General features: G+C 61.5%; 17 protein-coding genes. 3 read left to right on the top strand and 14 right to left on the bottom strand.

The window, feature by feature from the left end:
• Window positions 1–7: 7 nt before the first annotated feature.
• From DOM36_RS13990 to DOM36_RS13955, 8 genes are all read right to left on the bottom strand, one after another.
• Window positions 8–1,645, bottom strand: coding sequence for an ATP-binding protein (locus tag DOM36_RS13990; protein ID WP_075569635.1), 1,638 nt, complete (start codon window positions 1,643–1,645; stop codon window positions 8–10).
• A gap of 396 nt (window positions 1,646–2,041) precedes the next feature.
• A complete protein-coding gene (locus DOM36_RS13985; RefSeq protein WP_075569634.1) occupies window positions 2,042–2,761 on the bottom strand; it encodes a response regulator transcription factor in 720 nt (239 codons plus the stop codon).
• A gap of 326 nt (window positions 2,762–3,087) precedes the next feature.
• Window positions 3,088–3,735: a glutathione S-transferase gene (locus tag DOM36_RS13980; protein WP_110643443.1), complete on the bottom strand. Its 648-nt coding sequence runs from the start codon at window positions 3,733–3,735 to the stop codon at window positions 3,088–3,090.
• 24 nt (window positions 3,736–3,759) lie between these two features.
• Window positions 3,760–4,296, bottom strand: coding sequence for a carboxypeptidase-like regulatory domain-containing protein (locus DOM36_RS13975; RefSeq protein WP_110643442.1), 537 nt, complete (start codon window positions 4,294–4,296; stop codon window positions 3,760–3,762).
• A 167-nt stretch (window positions 4,297–4,463) separates the two neighbouring features.
• On the bottom strand, window positions 4,464–4,988 hold the full coding sequence (locus DOM36_RS13970) for a TIGR02281 family clan AA aspartic protease (RefSeq protein WP_110643441.1): 525 nt from the start codon (window positions 4,986–4,988) through the stop codon (window positions 4,464–4,466).
• Window positions 4,981–5,289 (bottom strand): DUF3253 domain-containing protein, encoded by a 309-nt coding sequence (locus tag DOM36_RS13965; RefSeq protein WP_110643440.1) that lies wholly within the window; start codon window positions 5,287–5,289, stop codon window positions 4,981–4,983. Before DOM36_RS13965 ends, DOM36_RS13970 begins: the two co-directional genes overlap by 8 nt.
• 6 nt (window positions 5,290–5,295) lie before the next feature.
• On the bottom strand, window positions 5,296–5,919 hold the full coding sequence (locus tag DOM36_RS13960; protein ID WP_110643439.1) for a YbhB/YbcL family Raf kinase inhibitor-like protein: 624 nt from the start codon (window positions 5,917–5,919) through the stop codon (window positions 5,296–5,298).
• Window positions 5,920–6,156: 237 nt separating this feature from the next.
• Window positions 6,157–6,855: an extensin family protein gene (locus DOM36_RS13955; RefSeq protein WP_110643560.1), complete on the bottom strand. Its 699-nt coding sequence runs from the start codon at window positions 6,853–6,855 to the stop codon at window positions 6,157–6,159.
• Window positions 6,856–7,035: 180 nt separating this feature from the next.
• Here DOM36_RS13955 and DOM36_RS13950 point away from each other — a divergent pair, with 180 nt between their 5' ends.
• Window positions 7,036–7,812: an EAL domain-containing protein gene (locus DOM36_RS13950; protein ID WP_075569628.1), complete on the top strand. Its 777-nt coding sequence runs from the start codon at window positions 7,036–7,038 to the stop codon at window positions 7,810–7,812.
• 55 nt (window positions 7,813–7,867) lie between these two features.
• On the top strand, window positions 7,868–9,235 hold the full coding sequence (locus tag DOM36_RS13945; protein WP_198651290.1) for a sensor domain-containing diguanylate cyclase: 1,368 nt from the start codon (window positions 7,868–7,870) through the stop codon (window positions 9,233–9,235).
• Between the two features lie 70 nt (window positions 9,236–9,305).
• On the opposite strand, the gene madM is transcribed toward DOM36_RS13945, so the two are convergent.
• The 4 genes from madM to DOM36_RS13925 all read right to left on the bottom strand — a co-directional run bounded on the left by madM (window position 9,306) and on the right by DOM36_RS13925 (window position 13,531).
• Complete coding sequence (gene madM / locus DOM36_RS13940) at window positions 9,306–10,067, bottom strand: malonate transporter subunit MadM (RefSeq protein ID WP_110643437.1); 762 nt, start codon at window positions 10,065–10,067, stop codon at window positions 9,306–9,308.
• 14 nt (window positions 10,068–10,081) lie between these two features.
• Complete coding sequence (gene madL / locus DOM36_RS13935) at window positions 10,082–10,483, bottom strand: malonate transporter subunit MadL (protein WP_075569626.1); 402 nt, start codon at window positions 10,481–10,483, stop codon at window positions 10,082–10,084.
• A gap of 114 nt (window positions 10,484–10,597) precedes the next feature.
• Window positions 10,598–12,136, bottom strand: coding sequence for a malonyl-CoA synthase (locus tag DOM36_RS13930; protein ID WP_075569625.1), 1,539 nt, complete (start codon window positions 12,134–12,136; stop codon window positions 10,598–10,600).
• A 36-nt stretch (window positions 12,137–12,172) separates the two neighbouring features.
• The gene (locus DOM36_RS13925; RefSeq protein ID WP_232823852.1) at window positions 12,173–13,531 is read right to left on the bottom strand and encodes a malonyl-CoA decarboxylase; all 1,359 of its coding nucleotides are present in this window, start codon (window positions 13,529–13,531) and stop codon (window positions 12,173–12,175) included.
• A gap of 202 nt (window positions 13,532–13,733) precedes the next feature.
• On the opposite strand from DOM36_RS13925, the gene DOM36_RS13920 reads away from it, so the two are divergent.
• Entirely contained in the window at window positions 13,734–14,411 is a 678-nt protein-coding gene (locus tag DOM36_RS13920) for a GntR family transcriptional regulator (protein ID WP_075569623.1), read from the top strand.
• Between the two features lie 86 nt (window positions 14,412–14,497).
• Here the strand turns inward: DOM36_RS13920 and DOM36_RS20330 are convergent, their stop codons facing one another.
• Window positions 14,498–14,671 carry a hypothetical protein gene (locus tag DOM36_RS20330; RefSeq protein ID WP_198651289.1) on the bottom strand — a complete coding sequence of 58 codons (174 nt, stop codon included), beginning with the start codon at window positions 14,669–14,671 and terminating at the stop codon, window positions 14,498–14,500.
• A 230-nt stretch (window positions 14,672–14,901) separates the two neighbouring features.
• Window positions 14,902–16,536: a BCCT family transporter gene (locus tag DOM36_RS13915; RefSeq protein ID WP_075569622.1), complete on the bottom strand. Its 1,635-nt coding sequence runs from the start codon at window positions 16,534–16,536 to the stop codon at window positions 14,902–14,904.
• Window positions 16,537–16,645: the final 109 nt, after the last annotated feature.

Here is a 16,645-nt window from a genome sequence, read left to right as displayed (position 1 = left end):
GAGAGCGTCAAATCGTTTCTTCGTCGTCGAACGTCAGCGGCCGGATCGCCTCCCGACCATGTAGCGGCAACAGCAGGCTGAAGCGGGCGCCTCCCAGTTGTTCACTGCGATCGACCACGACATTACCGCCATGCCAGGCCATGATCTTCTGGACGATGGAGAGCCCCAGGCCGTAGCCACCCGAGCGCCGCGTGCGGCTGTCGTCCAGTCGCGCGAACGGCTTGAAGATGGCAATGCGTTTCTCTTCCGGCACGCCTGGCCCATCATCCTCGACATCGATACGCACGGCCCTGGGTTCTCGATGAACCGTCACCAGGACCTGCCTCTCGGCATGGCGGCAGGCGTTGGCGACGAGGTTCTGGACCGCACGTTGGAGGTAGCGTGGCTCCGCTTCCACTTCCAGCTCCTCGCCATCGGCGACGCCAAGCTCGAGATGGGGGTGCAGCGGGCTCAAGGTATCCAGGACTCGCCAGGCTACCGCGCGGCACTCAAGGGTTTCGGTCTGCAGCGTCACCCCCTGGGCATTCTCGCTGTCGAGCTTGGCATAGGTGAGAATTTCATCGATCAGCCGATCGAGTTCGGCGATATCCTCGTCGATGCCCGCCAGCTGTCGCTGGGCAACATCGTCCTTGCTCAGATCTTCCAGCATCTGCACCGCGAAACGGATGCGCGCCACCGGCGTGCGAAGCTCATGGGAGACGGCACGAATCATCTCCTGCTGGCTACGCAGCAGCGACTGTACCTGCGCCGCCATGCCGTTGAGCGCCATCCCCAGGCGGCCGATGAAGTCGTTGCTGTCTACTCGCACTCTCGAGTTGAGATGACCTGCCGCGATTCGCGTGGCGGCGCGTTCGAGCCGGCCGACCCGGCCTTCGACACCCCATACGATGAGATAGATCGCCCCCGCCAGCGTCGTCAACACCATGATCAGCAAGGCCAGCGCCAGCGACAGAGGCATCGATTCGAAACTGGGCAGCGGGCCGATTCGCAACCAGCGATCCGGCCCGACCCGGGCATGAATATAGAGCGCGCTCAGGCCCGTCTCCAGCCGAACCACCACCTCGCCCGCGTCCAGACGCGTGGCCTGGATGGGGTCGACCCCGGTAGGTGGCGAGGTGTAAAGACCGATCGGAATATGGAACTGTCGTTTGACACGTTCGAGCCGACGAGCCTGAATATCGTCCCGCTCACCGCTCAACCAGCTACGCAACACTTCGGTGATACCGCGAAGCTGCATCTCGTTGAGACTGTTGATGCGCGCGGCCAGCACCCAGGTGGAGTGCGGCAGCTGATAGAGGGATCGCCAGCCATCGTCGGTCGATTCGATCACCGGTCGATTTTCACGCAATCGAGCGCGCTCGAAGTAGTTCAGCGATAGGTCGTCGAGCTTGAACAACCCCAGTGGCATGCCCAGCGTCGACGCCATCGATGCCAGCCAGTCATCACGCTTTACCAGCGGCTGGCGGGAGACCAGGTCGGAAAGCAGCGCCAGCGGACCGCTGACGAGATTCTCCCGGTAATGTTCCTGGCGCACCTTGTCGACCATCAGAAAGCCGAACAGGACCAGTGCAAAGGTGATGACCAACGCCGCCAGCAGCGATACGTAGAATCGCAGGAAGGTGCTGTCGGTAAAGGAACGACGCATGTTGGATCTCGCGCGGCAATCCGCTTCGTGAATGGCTCGGAAGGTCAGAGTCGTCCGATGTCAGGCGGAGGCTGAATCCATCGATGAAGGATGGTCGAGTGAACCGGGCACCGTCAGAAGCCACGCCGGCCCCTCGTTGCCATGCTCTGAAGATATCGAGCGAGCACGTGGCGGATCAAGGGCCAACGACCGATGCCGTGATCGCGAAAGCCATCGCCAGTCTCGACAAGGACCCGAAGCTTCCGACAAGGACCCGTAGCTTCGGACAAAGGTCCGAAGCGCTCGGCGAAGGTATCGAACCCGGCGACAACCGCCACCGGCGCCATCGACCGAAGCCAGCGACAGTGCCGGTAAAACGACCTGCCAGGCGCGACTCGACATCGACGTCGCTTCGGCTCAGCTATCCCTCACGAACAGATACCCCTTGCTGCGTACGGTCTTGATACGATGAGGGTGATTGGGGTCGTCACCGATCTTGGGTCGAATGCGAGAAACCCGCACGTCGATGGAACGGTCCTGCCCATCGTACTTGATGCCACGCAGCTGGGAGAATATCTCCTCCCGCGTCAGCACCCGACCGGCGTTGTCGGCCAGCAACCAGAGCAGATCGAACTCGGCGCTGGTGAGGTCGATACGTGCTTCTTCCAGCCAGGCCTCGCGGGTGGCACTGTCGATGACCAGGTTGTCGAACGTCAGTCGTGTCGCTCCGCTGGTGGAGACCAGGCTATCGGCACGGCGCATCAGCGCACGCATGCGTGCCAGAAGCACCCGGGGCTGAACCGGCTTGGGCACGTAATCGTCGGCCCCCATCTCCAGGCCCAGAACCTGATCCATGTCGTCGGTGCGAGCCGTCAACATCAGAATGGGGCCGGCATAATGCGGGCGCGCCCGACGGCAGATCGACAACCCATCCTCACCGGGCAGCATCAGGTCGAGAATCACCATATCCGGCTGTTCCTCGACGATGCGTTCCACCCCGTGAGCGCCATCGTGCTCGAGCGAAACCTGAAAGCCATTGGCCTCCAGATACTCGCGGGTCAGATGCGCCAGGCGCTCGTCGTCTTCGATGATCAATACGCGATCTTGATGTGCAGTGCTGTCCAAGCTGTCATCCATCCCTTTGAGTTGGCCTCGAAACCCTGCATACCACGGTCCTGATTTATTATTGAGCGAATGACGGTATCAAGCGGCATCAAGTGCCAAGTCGATATTACTCACCATCACTGCCTTGATGTCTTCAAATACCATCACATTCAGCACCATGCCTGATGCCACGCCTGAGCAGAGCTCATGGCGAACTAACCTGCATCATACCCGAATTGTTCCTTTTGTAACCCAGTATCGCCCACAGGCTACGCAGTTAATGGGCAAATTCAGCCGAGGGCATGATCAGGCCGACCTTCGCGAGGAAAATCATCGGCGTTCAGGGCGGCACTTCAATCTCAATAAGCCAGTCGTCCATAAAGGTCATTGAAGGGACGCATCACATGGCGCCGGTAGGCGGGCCGGGACTCGAGCCGCCGGTACCATGCATCGACATTGGGCAGCGACGGTCTCGGGATCTCGAGTTCGAAATAGCGGTAGAGGGTGGTGCCAGCCGGAATATCCGCCAGCCCCAGAGTGTCGCCGCTCAGAAATGGCGCCTCCGACAGCTGGCTGTCGAGCAGGCGATAGAGAGTATCGCAGCGAGCCAGGGAGCGCTCGATGGCGGCATCATCATGCTGATCGGCAGGCGTACGATAGAAACCCCAGAAAACGCCGCCGAAAAACGCAGGCTCCAGCTCGGAGAGCGACCAGTCGAGCCAGCGATCATTCCACGACTGCGCACCAGGCGTCGCGCGTCGAAACCCCTCGCTCCCGTATTCGGCGACCAGATAGCGCAGGATCGCGTGGGTCTCCCAGACCACCAGGTCGCCATCCTGAACGACCGGGATCTTCCCGTGGGGGTTCAACGCCAGGAATGCCGCAGAATCCAGTCCCCCCTTCTCGCCGCCTGCCGGCCGATGGGAATAGTCCAGCCCCAGCTCATCCGCCAGCCACAGTACTTTCTGGACGTTATAGGAACTACGCCGTCCCCAGATAGTCAGCACGACTCGACTCTCCTGTCATTGAATTCAACGGCTCAGATCCACGTCCCTTGTCTGGCCTTTACCCAGCTCGATCTGCTTGATGATGATCGGACTGCGGGATTCGCCACCGGGAAGCAGCACGCTGCCGGCAACGTAGAACACGCCCGCCGGCACGTTCCTGACGACAAAGTAACCGTTATCATCGGTCTTGGCATAGTGGGTATATTCACGAGCGCGCGGGTCGGCCGGCTCTATCTTGCGACCCGAAAGCGCCACGTCGGCGGCTTCCGCCGCATAGCGCGTCGCCGGTGCCACGGATACCGTCTCGCCAGCGCCGATCAGCGTCTGGCCGGCCGATGTTTCGTAGGTCAGACGACCCTGGACCGCAGAGGTCCCGTTTTTCTCGAGCCTGGCATACTCTTCGGCCGGGAAGGGAATATTGCGTTTCACCACCGTCTCGTCGCTGTCGGAGCGATCGAAGATATCGGGCATCTGGAACGATCCCGTCGATAGGCTTTCACAGCCCGCCAACACCAGCATTGTCAGCACCAGCACGCTCAGCCGAAGATTTCCCGCCACCATCGTTTGTTCCCTCAAGGTTCACCGCTGACCATCAGCGGAAGCTCGTTATCCTGCCCGCCAATCGGGCAACAAGTTCGCAAGACGCTTCATCCGCGCGACGAATGCCGCTCCCACTCTCGAATAGGGCCGCGGGCACAGCCGCCAGGCTCGTCCCATCATGGTTCCAATCACCGATCGGGCAGTCCCAGAATCATCTGGTCACCGCGTATCTGGATATCGAAGCGTCCCAGAAAGCTCATGCCCAGCAGCACGACATCGTCATCAATGCCGGCATGGATCGATCCCGGCACCTGCCGGGCCATGAGACCGCCCAGCCTGACGCTGTCGAGCGTCGTCAGCCGGCCTTTCACCCGGCCGTTGGCGGTCGCGAAGGTGACTTCCTGTCCGCGAGAAAGCCCCAGAGCGTCGGCGAGCGAGCGGGAAAGAGAGACGTAGGTGGCCCCGGTATCGATCAGAAACCTCACGCCATGGCCGTCGATTTCGCCCGGGGCGACGAAGTGTCCATCGACGTTGCGCACCAGCGTGACCGGAGTCTGCTCGGCGGCGACGATGCTGGCCAGTTCGGCATTGGGGTGGCGACGCTGCTGCTCGACGCCGCGAAACCACCAGCCCGCCAGCAACAGCAGCAGGATCCAGAACAGCACCATCATGCCGATGCCGGTTCGACGGACCGCGCGCGAGTCGTCACTCATCGCTGTCAGGGCATCGTTGCAGACGAACCGCGCCACGCCAGGGGGCGTCGGGTGAAAGCTCCCGGCCTCGCTGGGTCACGCGCAGGCATCCCTCGCGAGCCAGAACGCGGGCGCAGTCCCGTATGGGCGTCATCAACGCTCGCCAGTCATCGCCCTGCGACGATGATGTCGCCTTCGACTCCTGCGCTTCGGCGGCCAGCTCGCGCGCCACTTCGGAAGGACAGAAAGTCTTGTCGGGCCCGCGTGATCGAGCCATGGCCAGTATTGCACCACGCATCGCTTCATCATCTGGCGGCGTCATGCAGGTTCAGCGCAGATCCGGATTGAGGGTATAGGTCCCGGTAACGCTCGATTCGGCCAGCACGTGGTCCTTCATCGCCTCGCGGGCCTGCTCGCCGGTGAACTCGCCAGCCAGCTCCAGCGTGGGGATGTCCAGCGCGAACAGGCCGAAGGTGTAGCGATGAATGACGTCGTCGTTCCAGGGCGGGCAAGGCCCGTCGTAGCCGCCGTAGACACCCGCCATGTCGGGATCGCCGGCCAGAAACCCGGTGTAGCCGTTGATACCGCTGATGCCCTTGGCGGTCTGTCCCGGCGTCTTCCCCTTGGGCACCACGCCATCGGCCATTTCGCCCTCTTCGATCAGATTGATCTCGCGGGGAATGTCGATCAGAACCCAGTGATAGAAATCGACGCGCGGCAGTTCCGCGGGCAGTGTCTTGCCCTCCTGGTTGACGTCGTCTGCCACGCCCGGCACGTCAGGGTCGGTCACCAGCAGCACGAAACTCTGTGTTCCCTGCGGTGCGTCCAGCCAACGCACTTCCGGATTACGGTTGTCGCTAAAGCGCATATGCTGCTCGGGATCAGGCACGGCAAACGCGAACGGCGCAGGGATCGGCTTGCCTTCCTCGATACCTTTGATGGTCAAACGCATGGATCACTCCTCGTCGATAACTGGAACGGGTGTTGCTGCCCTCCCGACGTCACGCCGTCGATGGTGCCTCCGGCATGCGCGTGCGCGAGATTTACGACAACCTTAGGTCCCCTGGCGGTTTTTGTCATGATCAAGCGACGACGGGAAACCGGGGGATCGACGATACGGCTGGCTCGATAGCGTGAACGACTCAAGCGGTTCGGCGGAAGGATAATGCGGCTAGCCGCGGATGCCAGCTCAACGGCAGAACGAGACGCCGCGCATGCCGAGATGGAAGTGGTTGGCGTGGGCGGCGTTGTAATCCGGGCCCAGGGTGGTACCGAAATAGCGACAGGCGCCCGCCTGCGCCTCCTCGAGAAAACGGCCAAGATCGCCGCCGTCGCCCCAATCCTCGAGCACGCCGATGCGACGCCCATCCGCCAGTTGAAAAGCCGCGACATCGAGGGCCGATGCCGTGGCGTGTTCGCTGCGCCGGGCATTCTCGCGGTGATAGATATTACGACACGCGAAAGAGCCGTAATGCTGAACGCGGGACACGGGCTCGCCGAAGATCCGCCGAGCCAGCGGCTGCAGCTCGTGCCGCTCGTACATGGTCCATGCCAGCGCCAGCGGGCAGCTGGCGACGAAGCTGGCGTTGAATCGGACCTGCGTATGTGCCAACCGCACCACATTCTCCAGCGGACAACCGGCCGCCGGGGTGTAATCGGCCAACGGGGTGTAGGCGATATCCGGGGCCGTGTTCAGGGCTTCTCGACACGCCTCACCATCGCCGGACAGCGCTTTCAGTTTCCAGCGGGTGATCGGGGTCACCGGGTCGCTCACCACCAGCGGCGCGAAGGGGTTCCACGCCGGCGGAATCTGCCAGATGCCCTTGTCGAAGGCGATGCCGGCGGCGATCGCCACAAGGCAGAATAGGGTCAGCGGAGATGGCTTCATGGATTCCGTCGGATCGGTGTTTGGAGGCGTGCCGTACACCGCTTCTCATACTTTCCTTTCAAATCGATGCTATTCGAGCACAGTCATGTATTCTAGGCTTGGTTGACTTGTCGAGAACGCCATGGCGCGCATCGATGGCAAGGACGAACCTCACCGTGCTTGTCGTCAAGGAGGACAACGATGCCGGGTTGCGCCAGACACCATAACGTTTGCGGACGCTGCGATGAACCGCTGAATTTCGATTTCACCATGGCATTTCAGCCACTGGTCGACATCGAGGAAAGCCGTGTCTACGGCTATGAAGCGCTCGTGCGAGGAACCCAAGGCGAATCGGCCGCGTCAGTACTGGCCCGGGTCGACGGCTCCAATCTCTACCGCTTTGATCAGGCTTGCCGGGTCAAGGCGATCGAAATGGCCCACGAACTGAGCGCCGAAGGTCTTCTTTCGATCAATTTTCTGCCCAACGCCGTCTACGAACCCCAAGCGTGCATTCAAGCCACGCTGGCAGCCGCCAACCGGGTCGGCTGGCCGGTCAGTCGGCTGTGCTTCGAGATTACCGAAACCGAAAGCGTCAAGGATCGTCACCACCTCCAGAACATCGTTGCCAGCTACCAGGCGATGGGAATGAAAACGGCGCTGGACGATTTCGGTACCGGCCACGCCAATCTCGACCTGCTGATCGATATCACGCCTGATGTGCTGAAAATCGACCGCCAGCTGGTCAGCGGCATCCATTCAGCGCCACGGCAGCAATGGATTCTGGGCCACATCATTACCCTGGCACGCCAGCTCGATATCTCGCTGGTGGCCGAGGGCGTCGAAACGATAGAAGAAGCTCGCTGGCTCTACCGCCATGGTATCGCCAGGCAGCAGGGATACTGGTTTGCCAGACCGGTTGCAGAACAACTACCGGCCTGTCCGGATTCTCGTTTCGCGCTGGTTCGAGGCGAACACTGACGATCGCGGCATTTCCGGTAACTCTTTCCACCGTTTGACCCCGGTATCCTGGCTTATGGTTGCTTCGAAAAATCCCTCCTCACCTCAGGTCGTGGAGAGTCCTTCCACGCCGGATGGGCTGGACACCTTGAATATTGCCGCGCTGATCTATCGGCTCGAAGCAGGCATGCCACTGCTGGTCGATGCCAACGAGACGGCGAAAACTCGGCTGCAGATCGGGGATCGTTTACCCATCACCGATCCCTGGCAGTGGCTCGATGCACAGTTTGGCCCGGTCCCACGCCACGATCACCCGGCCTTGATGGCCAGCGCTTCGAATGCGTCGCAGCAGTGGCAATGTTTCCACATCCGTCAGCCATTGCAGCCACTGCAGTCGCTTCAGCTGAAAGTATCAGCGCTGGAAACGGCGGACGGCGCCGACGGCACCATTCACGTACTGGTCGCCATCGGCGAGATCACCGCCGTGGACGACACCCCGAGTCTGCTGTCACAGACACAACCGCATCTTCGCCAGATGCTCGGCAACCTGGCCATGGGCGTGTGCATCATCGATGCCGAAGGCTATCTGCGCCTGGTCAACCCCGCCTTCTGCGAGTTCTTCGGCTATGCAGAGAGTGAGCTGCTGAACGCCCACTTTCGCAAGCTGTTGCCTGCCCGGCACCAGCCGGAGGCAGAGAAGCATGATGCCTCCGGCTTCCCCGAGGCACTGAACCAGCGCCGAGCCGTGGAAGTCCGGCTACAGGATGGATCGACACGAAGCGTGATCATCGAGGACACGGTCAGCCACGATGAAGAGGGCCAACCCCAACGCATTGCCTTTCTCGTCGATATCACAGAGCGTCTCGACGTCGAACGTCGTCTGCAGGAAAAAAATCGACGGCTCGAGTACCTGGCAACGCGCGACCATCTGACCGGATTGCACAATCGTCGATTTGGCCTGGAGATGCTCGGCCAGTCGCTGGAACGTAGCAGGCGCTGCGGCGACAAAATCTCCGTTGTCATGCTGGACCTGGACCACTTCAAGGCGATCAACGACCGTTACGGCCACGCGGTCGGCGACACGATATTGAAGGAATTCAGTCATTTCGTGGCGGGCGTGCTGCGTACCAGCGACACCTTGATTCGCTGGGGTGGAGAGGAGTTTCTGATGATTCTGCCCGGCATCGATCGCTTCGCGGCGCAGACCACGGTGAATCGGGTGCTACTGCAACTGGTCGACCGCCCTCTGAGTGCCGCCGGGCTCCGGGTGAGCTTTTCCGCGGGGGTGGGCGAGCATCGTCAGCAGACCCTGGAAGCGCTGCTGGAAGAGATCGATCAGGCGCTTTATCAGGCCAAGTCGGCCGGCCGGGGCTGTGTCGCGATCGTGCCGGTTCCCACCTCTCGGCCGGAAGCGCAGGACGACCCGACGCTTTCGACGCTGTAACGCTGACGATCGGCCGATAGCCGATCGTCAGATTCCCGCGCCGCGAGCGAGTTCTCTCGACGGCGTGGAATCAGAACACCGCTCGTACCGCCAGGAACAGCACCGTCGGGGCCAGCAGAATGCCGAGCCCGGTGTAGAACGTCGCGGTCATCGCGCCGTAGGGCACCAGCCGCGCATCGGTGGCCGCGAGGCCCGCCGCGACACCGCTGGTCGTGCCGATCAGACCGCCGAAGATCATCGCCGAACGCGGATTGTCCAGGCCGATCAGCTTCGCGGTCATCGGCGTCGCGATCATGGTCAGAATCGATTTGACCAGACCGGCGGCGATCGACAGCGCGATCACTTCCGAACTTGCCCCCAGGGTGGCCCCGGTCACCGGCCCGACGATATAGGTGACGGCACCCGCCGCGATGGTGGTGATGTCGACCGGATCGGTATAGCCGAAGCCCACCGCGACGGCTGCCCCCGCCACGAACGAAACGAGGACGCCGAGGAACAGCGCGATCAGGCCTCGCAGCCCCGCTTTCTTGATCTCCTGAAAGCGCACGCCATACGCGGTCGCGATGATCGCCAGATCCCGCAGCATGCCGCCGCCCATCAAGCCAAGTCCGGAGAACAGCGTGACGTCCGAGAGCCCCTTGCTGCCGCCGGTCGACACGCCGCCGATATAGGCGAGAACCAGGCCGATGATGATCGCGATGGCCGAGCCGTGAAGTCGCCCGGCGGTCAGATGACGACTGAGCCAGTAGGCCACGTACATGGTGAGACCGATCACCGCGAAAGCCGCAATCAGGTGATACTTGTCGACCAGAGAAACGATGGAATCGTTCATGTCGAATACCTCGCTCAGTGGCCGCTAGGGGCGGTGGGGGTCGGCTCGAGCGGACTCGCGTCATCGGTCTTCTTGCCGGTCAGCACCGGTACCAGCGCCAATCCCAGAACGACCGAGAGCACACCGGCCAGGATCGCCACCATGCCACCGCTGAAGGCGGCAGCCACGTTCTGGCTCGCCGCCATGGCGACGACGATAGGGATGTACATGGCATTCCAGAAGTTGATGCCGCTTTCGGTCGTTTCCGGCAGCCTGCCGCGATCCTTGAGATAGCCGGTCACGAAGATCAGCAGCAGCATGGCGATACCCACACCACCCAGGTTGGCATCGATCCCCAGCAGTTGGCCGAGTACGTCGCCAATGATCAGCCCGGCCAGCATGCAGCCGGCCAGGAGTGCTACACCGTAAATCACCATCGTTATCACCTCTTGGGCGTTGTTATAGAGAATGGTTATGTCTTAGGCCCGTCATCGGAGCTTGGCGTGTCGTGCCGCGTTACCCACGCGGCGGGGGTGATCGCCTCTTTTCGCCTACGGATTGGCCGTTTCGGCACGGAGATAGATATCGGCGTAGCGTTCTCGCAGCGCGTTCTTCTGCACCTTGCCCATGACATTGCGTGGCAGGCTGTCGATGAAGAACACCCGCTTGGGCTGCTTGTAGCGCGCGACCTTGTCCTTGAGCGCTGCCAGCACCTGGGATTCGTCCAGTGATTCGCCAGCTTTCAGCACCACGGCCGCGGTTACCCCTTCGCCGAGATCGGGATGCGCCACGCCGATGACGGCCGACTCCATGACCTGCGGCAGTTCATCGATCCACTGTTCGATCTCCTTGGGATAGACGTTGTAGCCGCCGGAGATCACCAGATCCTTGTCGCGCCCGACGATATGCAAGTAGCCATCGTCGTCGATCAGCCCGAGATCGCCGGTGATGAAAAAGCCGTCGTCGCGAAACTCCGAGGCGGTCTTTTCCGGCATGCGCCAATATCCCTGGAAGACATTGGGCCCGCGAACTTCCACCAGCCCCGTCTCCCCCGCCGGCAGCGTCCTGCCGCTCTCGCGCTCGGTGATGCGCACTTCGCTACCCGGCAGTGCGAAGCCGACCGTACCCGGGCGGCGCTCGCCGTCGTAGGGATTCGACGTGTTCATGTTGGTTTCTGTCATGCCGTAGCGTTCGAGAATGGCGTGGCCGGTACGTTGGTGAAATTCGTGATGGGTCTCGGCCAGCAGCGGCGCCGAACCGGAGACGAACAGTCGCATGTTGGCGGTCGTCTCCCTGTTCAGGCGCGGGCTGGCCAGCAGCCGGGTGTAGAACGTCGGGACGCCCATCAGCGCCGTCGCTCCCGGCATCAGGTCCAGCAGCTGCTCGGCATCGAGCTTGGGCAGAAAGGTCATCGAGGCGCCGACGGTCAGAATGATGTTGCACGCCACGAACAGTCCATGAGTATGGAAAATCGGCAGCGCGTGCAGCAGATGATCGTCGGCCGTGAATTGCCAGGTCTGCGCCAGCGCCTGGCTGTTGGCGGCGAGGTTGCCGTGGCTCAGCATGGCGCCCTTGGAACGCCCGGTGGTGCCGGAGGTATACAGGATCGAGGCCAGGTCATTGGCTTCGAGGTCGGCGAGACGAGAATCTTCCTCGGCGTTGCCGACCCGTTCCATCAACGAACCATCGACATCGGCACCCAGGCTTTCGACGACCGCCACGCCGCAACGCTCGGCCAGTCGCTGTGCGATCTCGAGATCCTGCGGCCGACAGACATAGACCCGAGGCTCGGCGTCGGTCAGGAAATACTCGACTTCCGCTTCGGTATACGCCGTGTTGAGCGGCAGATAGACGGCGCCTGTCTGCAGACAGGCGAGATACAGCATGATCGCCTGCGGGCTCTTGTCGACCTGAACCACGACGCGATCGCCCGGTTCCACGCCGCTTTCGCGCAGCACCGTTGCCATCCGCCGCGAGGTGGAAAGCACGTCGCGATAGCGATACCGCTCGCCGCTCGGGGTGTCGATCAACACCTTGTCCGGGTGGCGCTCGAAATTGCCCGAGAATTGCAGATACAGATTCTGATTCATTCCACCACTCCTGCTTTGATAAACGGTCATGGCCGGTCAGGCATCGGTTCGCGAGCCATGGCGGCAGCGCGAACGCCCCTGCTTGGCCTCACGACGGATCTCGCTGGTGCAGACCACCGTGCCCTCGCGGCTGAACGCTTCGTGATTCTGCTCGATACGATCGAGCTCGTAGAGATAATTGACCATCAGACCGTGGGACTGACGGCGTCCGTTCTCGGAGCTGTCGCCCGGCCAGTTGAGCCGATGCAGACTGGCCCCGTTGCCCAGGTGAAAGCGGGCTACCGGGTCCAGCGGCAGGCCGTTGTCACGCTTGGCATCGATCAGATAATGCGCCGCCAAAGCCCGTATCTCGGGTGTGAGCTTGTCGCGCAGCTTGGCGTCTTCCAGCCAGCGGCCTTCATCGATTCCCTTGGCGGTTTCATCTGCCAGTTGACAGGCGCCGCTGTCGCGCGCGTCCGCCAGCCATCTGGCGAAACCGGGCACCGGAGACAGGGTCACGAAGTTTTCGAGATTGGGCAGCTCGCGCTTGAGCTCCTGCACCACCTGCTTGATCAGGAAGTTGCCGAACGAGATGCCGCGCAGGCCGGCCTGACAGTTGCTGATGCTGTAGAAGGCGGCCGTATCGGCCTCCTCCGGACGCACCTCGTCGCCCCCTTCGAGAATCGTCTGGATGTTGTTGGGGATACCGCGGCACAGCGCCACCTCGACGAAAATCAGCGGCTCGTCGCCCGTGGCCGGGTGGAAGAAGGCGTAGCAATGGCGATCCTCGGGGTCCAGACGTCGGCGAAGATCCGACCAGTCGCCGATCGCGTGTACCGCCTCGTAATGAATGATCTTTTCCAGCACCGCCGCCGGCGTATTCCAGTCGATGCTCTCCAGTACCAGGAACCCGCGGTTGAACCAGGACGCGAAGAGATGATCGAAGTCGGCATCCAGCGGCGCCAGTTCGGGGTTGGTCTTGAGACAGCGCAACAGATCCGCACGCATCTTGACCAGCTCGTAAGTCCCGCCGGGGCAGAGATTGAGCCGACGTAACAGATGCTGGCGGCGTGGCTCACAGGCTGCAAACAGCTGCTGCAGACTGGCGTTGTCTCCGTTGTCACGGTACGCCGCATAGGCCTGATGGATGGCGTCGGGCTCGGCGGCATAGCGCTCCCCCAGCAACTGGAAAAAAGCGACACGATCGCTGTCGCCGAGCGAGGCGTAGCGCTCGAGTGCCTCTTGGGCGATCAGAATCTGGGACGCCTCGCCACCGGGCTGCATCAGGGTTTCACATACCGACGTGAGCCTCGCCAGACTACTCGGGGCGCCCTCGCCGCCGGAAAGATGCTGACCCCGTGTCCGGCGGCCGATGCTGGAGAGAAGATCCTGCAGAAAATTCATGTTGACGTTCATGCCGGCCCTCTCGGGTCTGTGGCTGAAGCCTGCACTACCGGAGTTGGCGGCAGCGGCAAGCGCTGAACGGAGCGAGGCGGAGGAATGCGACCGTCGGAATCCGATAATCCGGGAACCGACTGTTAACATACATGTCATCGCTCTGTTATATATAACAGTTATGCCGCTACCCGCCCGGTGTCAACATAGGAGAAAGTCTAATATGGCCCGCACCCCGCATGCCCAGCGGCTTCGCGACCTGCTCGAGGATGCCATCGTCGATGGTCAGTATGCGCCGGGGGATAAACTGGACCCGGAAGCATTGGCTCGCGAGTTCGACTGTTCGCGTACCCCAATTCGCGAGGCGCTGCAGCAACTCGCGGCATCCGGCATGGTTCGCGTCCTCCCCAAGCGCGGGACTTTCGTCGCTCAGCTCAGCGTGACCGAGCTGGTCGAACGCTTCGAGGTAATGGCAGAACTGGAGGGGATGTGCGCGCGCCTGGCGGCACGACGCATGTCACAGGAGGAACTGGCCGCCTTGCGCGATGCCCACACCGCCTGTCGCGAGTGCATGGCGGCTGGCGATGCCGACGGCTACTACTACGAAAACGGCACCTTTCATCATCTGATCTATCAGGCCAGCCACAACGACTTCCTGACCCGTGAAGCGGCGCGGCTGCACGCCATCCTGAAGCCGTATCGTCGTCTGCAGTTGCACGCCCGCCACCGCCTCACCGGTAGTTTCGACGAGCACGAAGCGATCATGGCAGCGCTGGAACGCGGCGATGCCGACGCTGCGGAAGCGGCCATCAAGGCGCATGTGCAGATCCAGGGCGAACGGTTCAACGACCTGGTGGCGTCGATGCAGCGTCTGCAACAGCGCCGCAGCCAGGAGCGATAAGGGGTCGCGAGTAGGTTCATGTCGAAACCACGGACTTCTGCAGGCGGGGCTGCCAGCCTTTCAGGCAGTGGCGGCAATCGCCAACTTCATTGAAACAGCAGCGTGACGAGCAGCGCCACGCTGCCGACGACCAGCGCCGTGGTCACGAACACGCTTACCAGCAGGTTGAGCCAGCGGTCGACTCGGGAATCGGGAGGCACGGTCGCGCGTCGAGTCGCACCATGGTGCAGCTGGCGAGAAGGCTTCAAGGCGGGGGGCATGGGCAGGCTCCGCAATTCGTCATTATGGTGTTAACGGCGGCACGCCACTCAAATTGAGTCTCCAGTCTGTTAGCAGACTGTTCAATCCGGTATCAAATTAGGTCGTTTCGACCCATTTCTCCACCCTTACGTCTGAAATTGGCTGACCTGACCCGCCACCGAGGGCCGACCTCGACACAAAACGGCCCCGATCCTGTTCGGATCGGGGCCGTGGTCGACAGCGCTATCGGTCAGCGCGGGTTGATACGACGATTCTTGATATCCGGCGCACGACGATAACGGTCCTCGTCTGCCAGTTCTTCGGCTTCGAAGGCATCGGCCCCTACCGGTGTATCGCTGTGGCGGCGATACAACGCGGTCAGCATCGCCTTGCGATCGGCACGAAGCTCTTTCAGCGTCACGAATATCATCCCGTAGAGAATGAACGTGAAGGGTAACGCTGCCAGTACCGATGCCGACTGCAGTCCCTTGAGCCCGTTCTCGCCGCCTGCCGAAAGCAGTGTCAGGCAGATCGCGGCGATCAGCACTCCCCAGATGATCCGCTTCATCAGCGGCGGATTGAGCGAGCCGTTATCGGTCATCTGCGACACGATGTAGGTCGCGGAGTCCGCCGAGGTCACCAGGAAAATGAAGATCAGACAGAGTGCGACCACCGACAGCACGTTCGAGAACGGCATCAGATCGAACATCTGGAACAGCGCCGAGGTAATGTTGTCCGAGGTCGCCTGTGCCAGACCGGCATCGCTGTTCATCTCCATCTGGATGGCGGCACCACCGAAGACGCCGATCCACAGACAGGCCAGCAGCGGCGGCACGACGAGCACGCCAAAAACGTACTGCTTGATGGTGCGACCGCGCGAGATCCGGGCCACGAAGGTACCCACGAACGGTGACCAGGCAATGACCCATGCCCAGTAGAATATCGTCCAGTTGGACGCCCATTGGCTATCGTCGTAAGGCGACATCCGCAGGCTCATGCCGATGAAGTTCTGTAGATAATCACCGATGCCCAGCGTGATGGTCTCGAGAATCGCAATGGTCGGACCCGTGAACAGGATGTAGAACATCAATGCGAAGCAGATGATCAGGTTGAGGTTGGACAGATTCTTGATGCCTTTGTCCAGACCCGAGGTTGCCGAGATCATGTAGCAGACGAACATCGCCCCCATGATGATGAACTGCCACATCATGTTTTCGGGAACATTGAATACCGAATGTAGGCCGCCATTGATCTGAAGAACGGCTAGACCAATGGAAGTTGCCACACCCATCACCGTCGCGACGACGGCGAAGATGTCGAGGATCGGCCCGAGCCGACGCAGTTTCGGGCGTTTGGCCGTTACCGACGACAGCACATTGGAAACCATGCCGGCCTGTCCCTTACGGAACTGGTAATAGGCGATGATCAGACCGACGACAGAGAATGCCGCCCACTGGTGGATACCCCAGTTGAAGAACGCGTACTGGATCGCGTAACGCGCGGATTCAGCGGATTCCGGCGCCACGTCGCCATAAGGCGGCGTCATGTAATGGGTCATCGGTTCCGCCATGCCATAGAACACCAGGCCGACGCCGAACCCTGCCGCCAACAGCATGCTCACCCAGGAAAAGAAGCCATAGGTCGGTTTACTGTCCTGGGGACCCAGGCGAATTTTTCCGTACTTGCTGAATGCCAGCCCCACCAGAAAAATCACGAATCCGAATACGGAGATCAGATAGAACCATCCAAAGTAGTGAGTGGTCGCACCCAGTGCCGAATTGGCGATATTCCCGAATCCCGTCGGGAAAATGGCACCAACGGCCACGATCGCCACTATCACCAACGCCGAGACGATGAATACGCCTTGCTTGCCGAATTTGGGCATGTCGTCCCCTTTTGATTGTGCTGATTGCCTCTGACGCCAACAGTGTAGACGAAGCCTCCACTCTCTGCGGCCGCTCCGGGTCTACCTCGCAGCCCTTGGCGAGTCAACG

It is taken from the genome of Salinicola sp. CPA57 (assembly GCF_003206035.1).
Classification (GTDB): domain Bacteria; phylum Pseudomonadota; class Gammaproteobacteria; order Pseudomonadales; family Halomonadaceae; genus Salinicola; species Salinicola socius.
Note: the sequence above shows the minus strand (reverse complement) of the source record. Positions and strands in the feature narration are given on the sequence as shown.

What these genes read in the sequence shown, in the direction of transcription:
- DOM36_RS13990 (WP_075569635.1), bottom strand. Translation starts at nt 1,645, where the DNA reads ATGCGTCGTTCCTTTACCGACAGCACCTTCCTGCGATTCTACGTATCG.
- DOM36_RS13985 (WP_075569634.1), bottom strand. Translation starts at nt 2,761, where the DNA reads ATGGATGACAGCTTGGACAGCACTGCACATCAAGATCGCGTATTGATC.
- DOM36_RS13975 (WP_110643442.1), bottom strand. Translation starts at nt 4,296, where the DNA reads ATGGTGGCGGGAAATCTTCGGCTGAGCGTGCTGGTGCTGACAATGCTG.
- DOM36_RS13970 (WP_110643441.1), bottom strand. Translation starts at nt 4,988, where the DNA reads ATGAGTGACGACTCGCGCGCGGTCCGTCGAACCGGCATCGGCATGATG.
- DOM36_RS13965 (WP_110643440.1), bottom strand. Translation starts at nt 5,289, where the DNA reads ATGACGCCGCCAGATGATGAAGCGATGCGTGGTGCAATACTGGCCATG.
- DOM36_RS13960 (WP_110643439.1), bottom strand. Translation starts at nt 5,919, where the DNA reads ATGCGTTTGACCATCAAAGGTATCGAGGAAGGCAAGCCGATCCCTGCG.
- DOM36_RS13955 (WP_110643560.1), bottom strand. Translation starts at nt 6,855, where the DNA reads ATGAAGCCATCTCCGCTGACCCTATTCTGCCTTGTGGCGATCGCCGCC.
- DOM36_RS13950 (WP_075569628.1), top strand. Translation starts at nt 7,036, where the DNA reads ATGCCGGGTTGCGCCAGACACCATAACGTTTGCGGACGCTGCGATGAA.
- DOM36_RS13945 (WP_198651290.1), top strand. Translation starts at nt 7,868, where the DNA reads ATGGTTGCTTCGAAAAATCCCTCCTCACCTCAGGTCGTGGAGAGTCCT.
- madM (WP_110643437.1), bottom strand. Translation starts at nt 10,067, where the DNA reads ATGAACGATTCCATCGTTTCTCTGGTCGACAAGTATCACCTGATTGCG.
- madL (WP_075569626.1), bottom strand. Translation starts at nt 10,483, where the DNA reads ATGGTGATTTACGGTGTAGCACTCCTGGCCGGCTGCATGCTGGCCGGG.
- DOM36_RS13930 (WP_075569625.1), bottom strand. Translation starts at nt 12,136, where the DNA reads ATGAATCAGAATCTGTATCTGCAATTCTCGGGCAATTTCGAGCGCCAC.
- DOM36_RS13925 (WP_232823852.1), bottom strand. Translation starts at nt 13,531, where the DNA reads ATGAACGTCAACATGAATTTTCTGCAGGATCTTCTCTCCAGCATCGGC.
- DOM36_RS13920 (WP_075569623.1), top strand. Translation starts at nt 13,734, where the DNA reads ATGGCCCGCACCCCGCATGCCCAGCGGCTTCGCGACCTGCTCGAGGAT.
- DOM36_RS20330 (WP_198651289.1), bottom strand. Translation starts at nt 14,671, where the DNA reads ATGCCCCCCGCCTTGAAGCCTTCTCGCCAGCTGCACCATGGTGCGACT.
- DOM36_RS13915 (WP_075569622.1), bottom strand. Translation starts at nt 16,536, where the DNA reads ATGCCCAAATTCGGCAAGCAAGGCGTATTCATCGTCTCGGCGTTGGTG.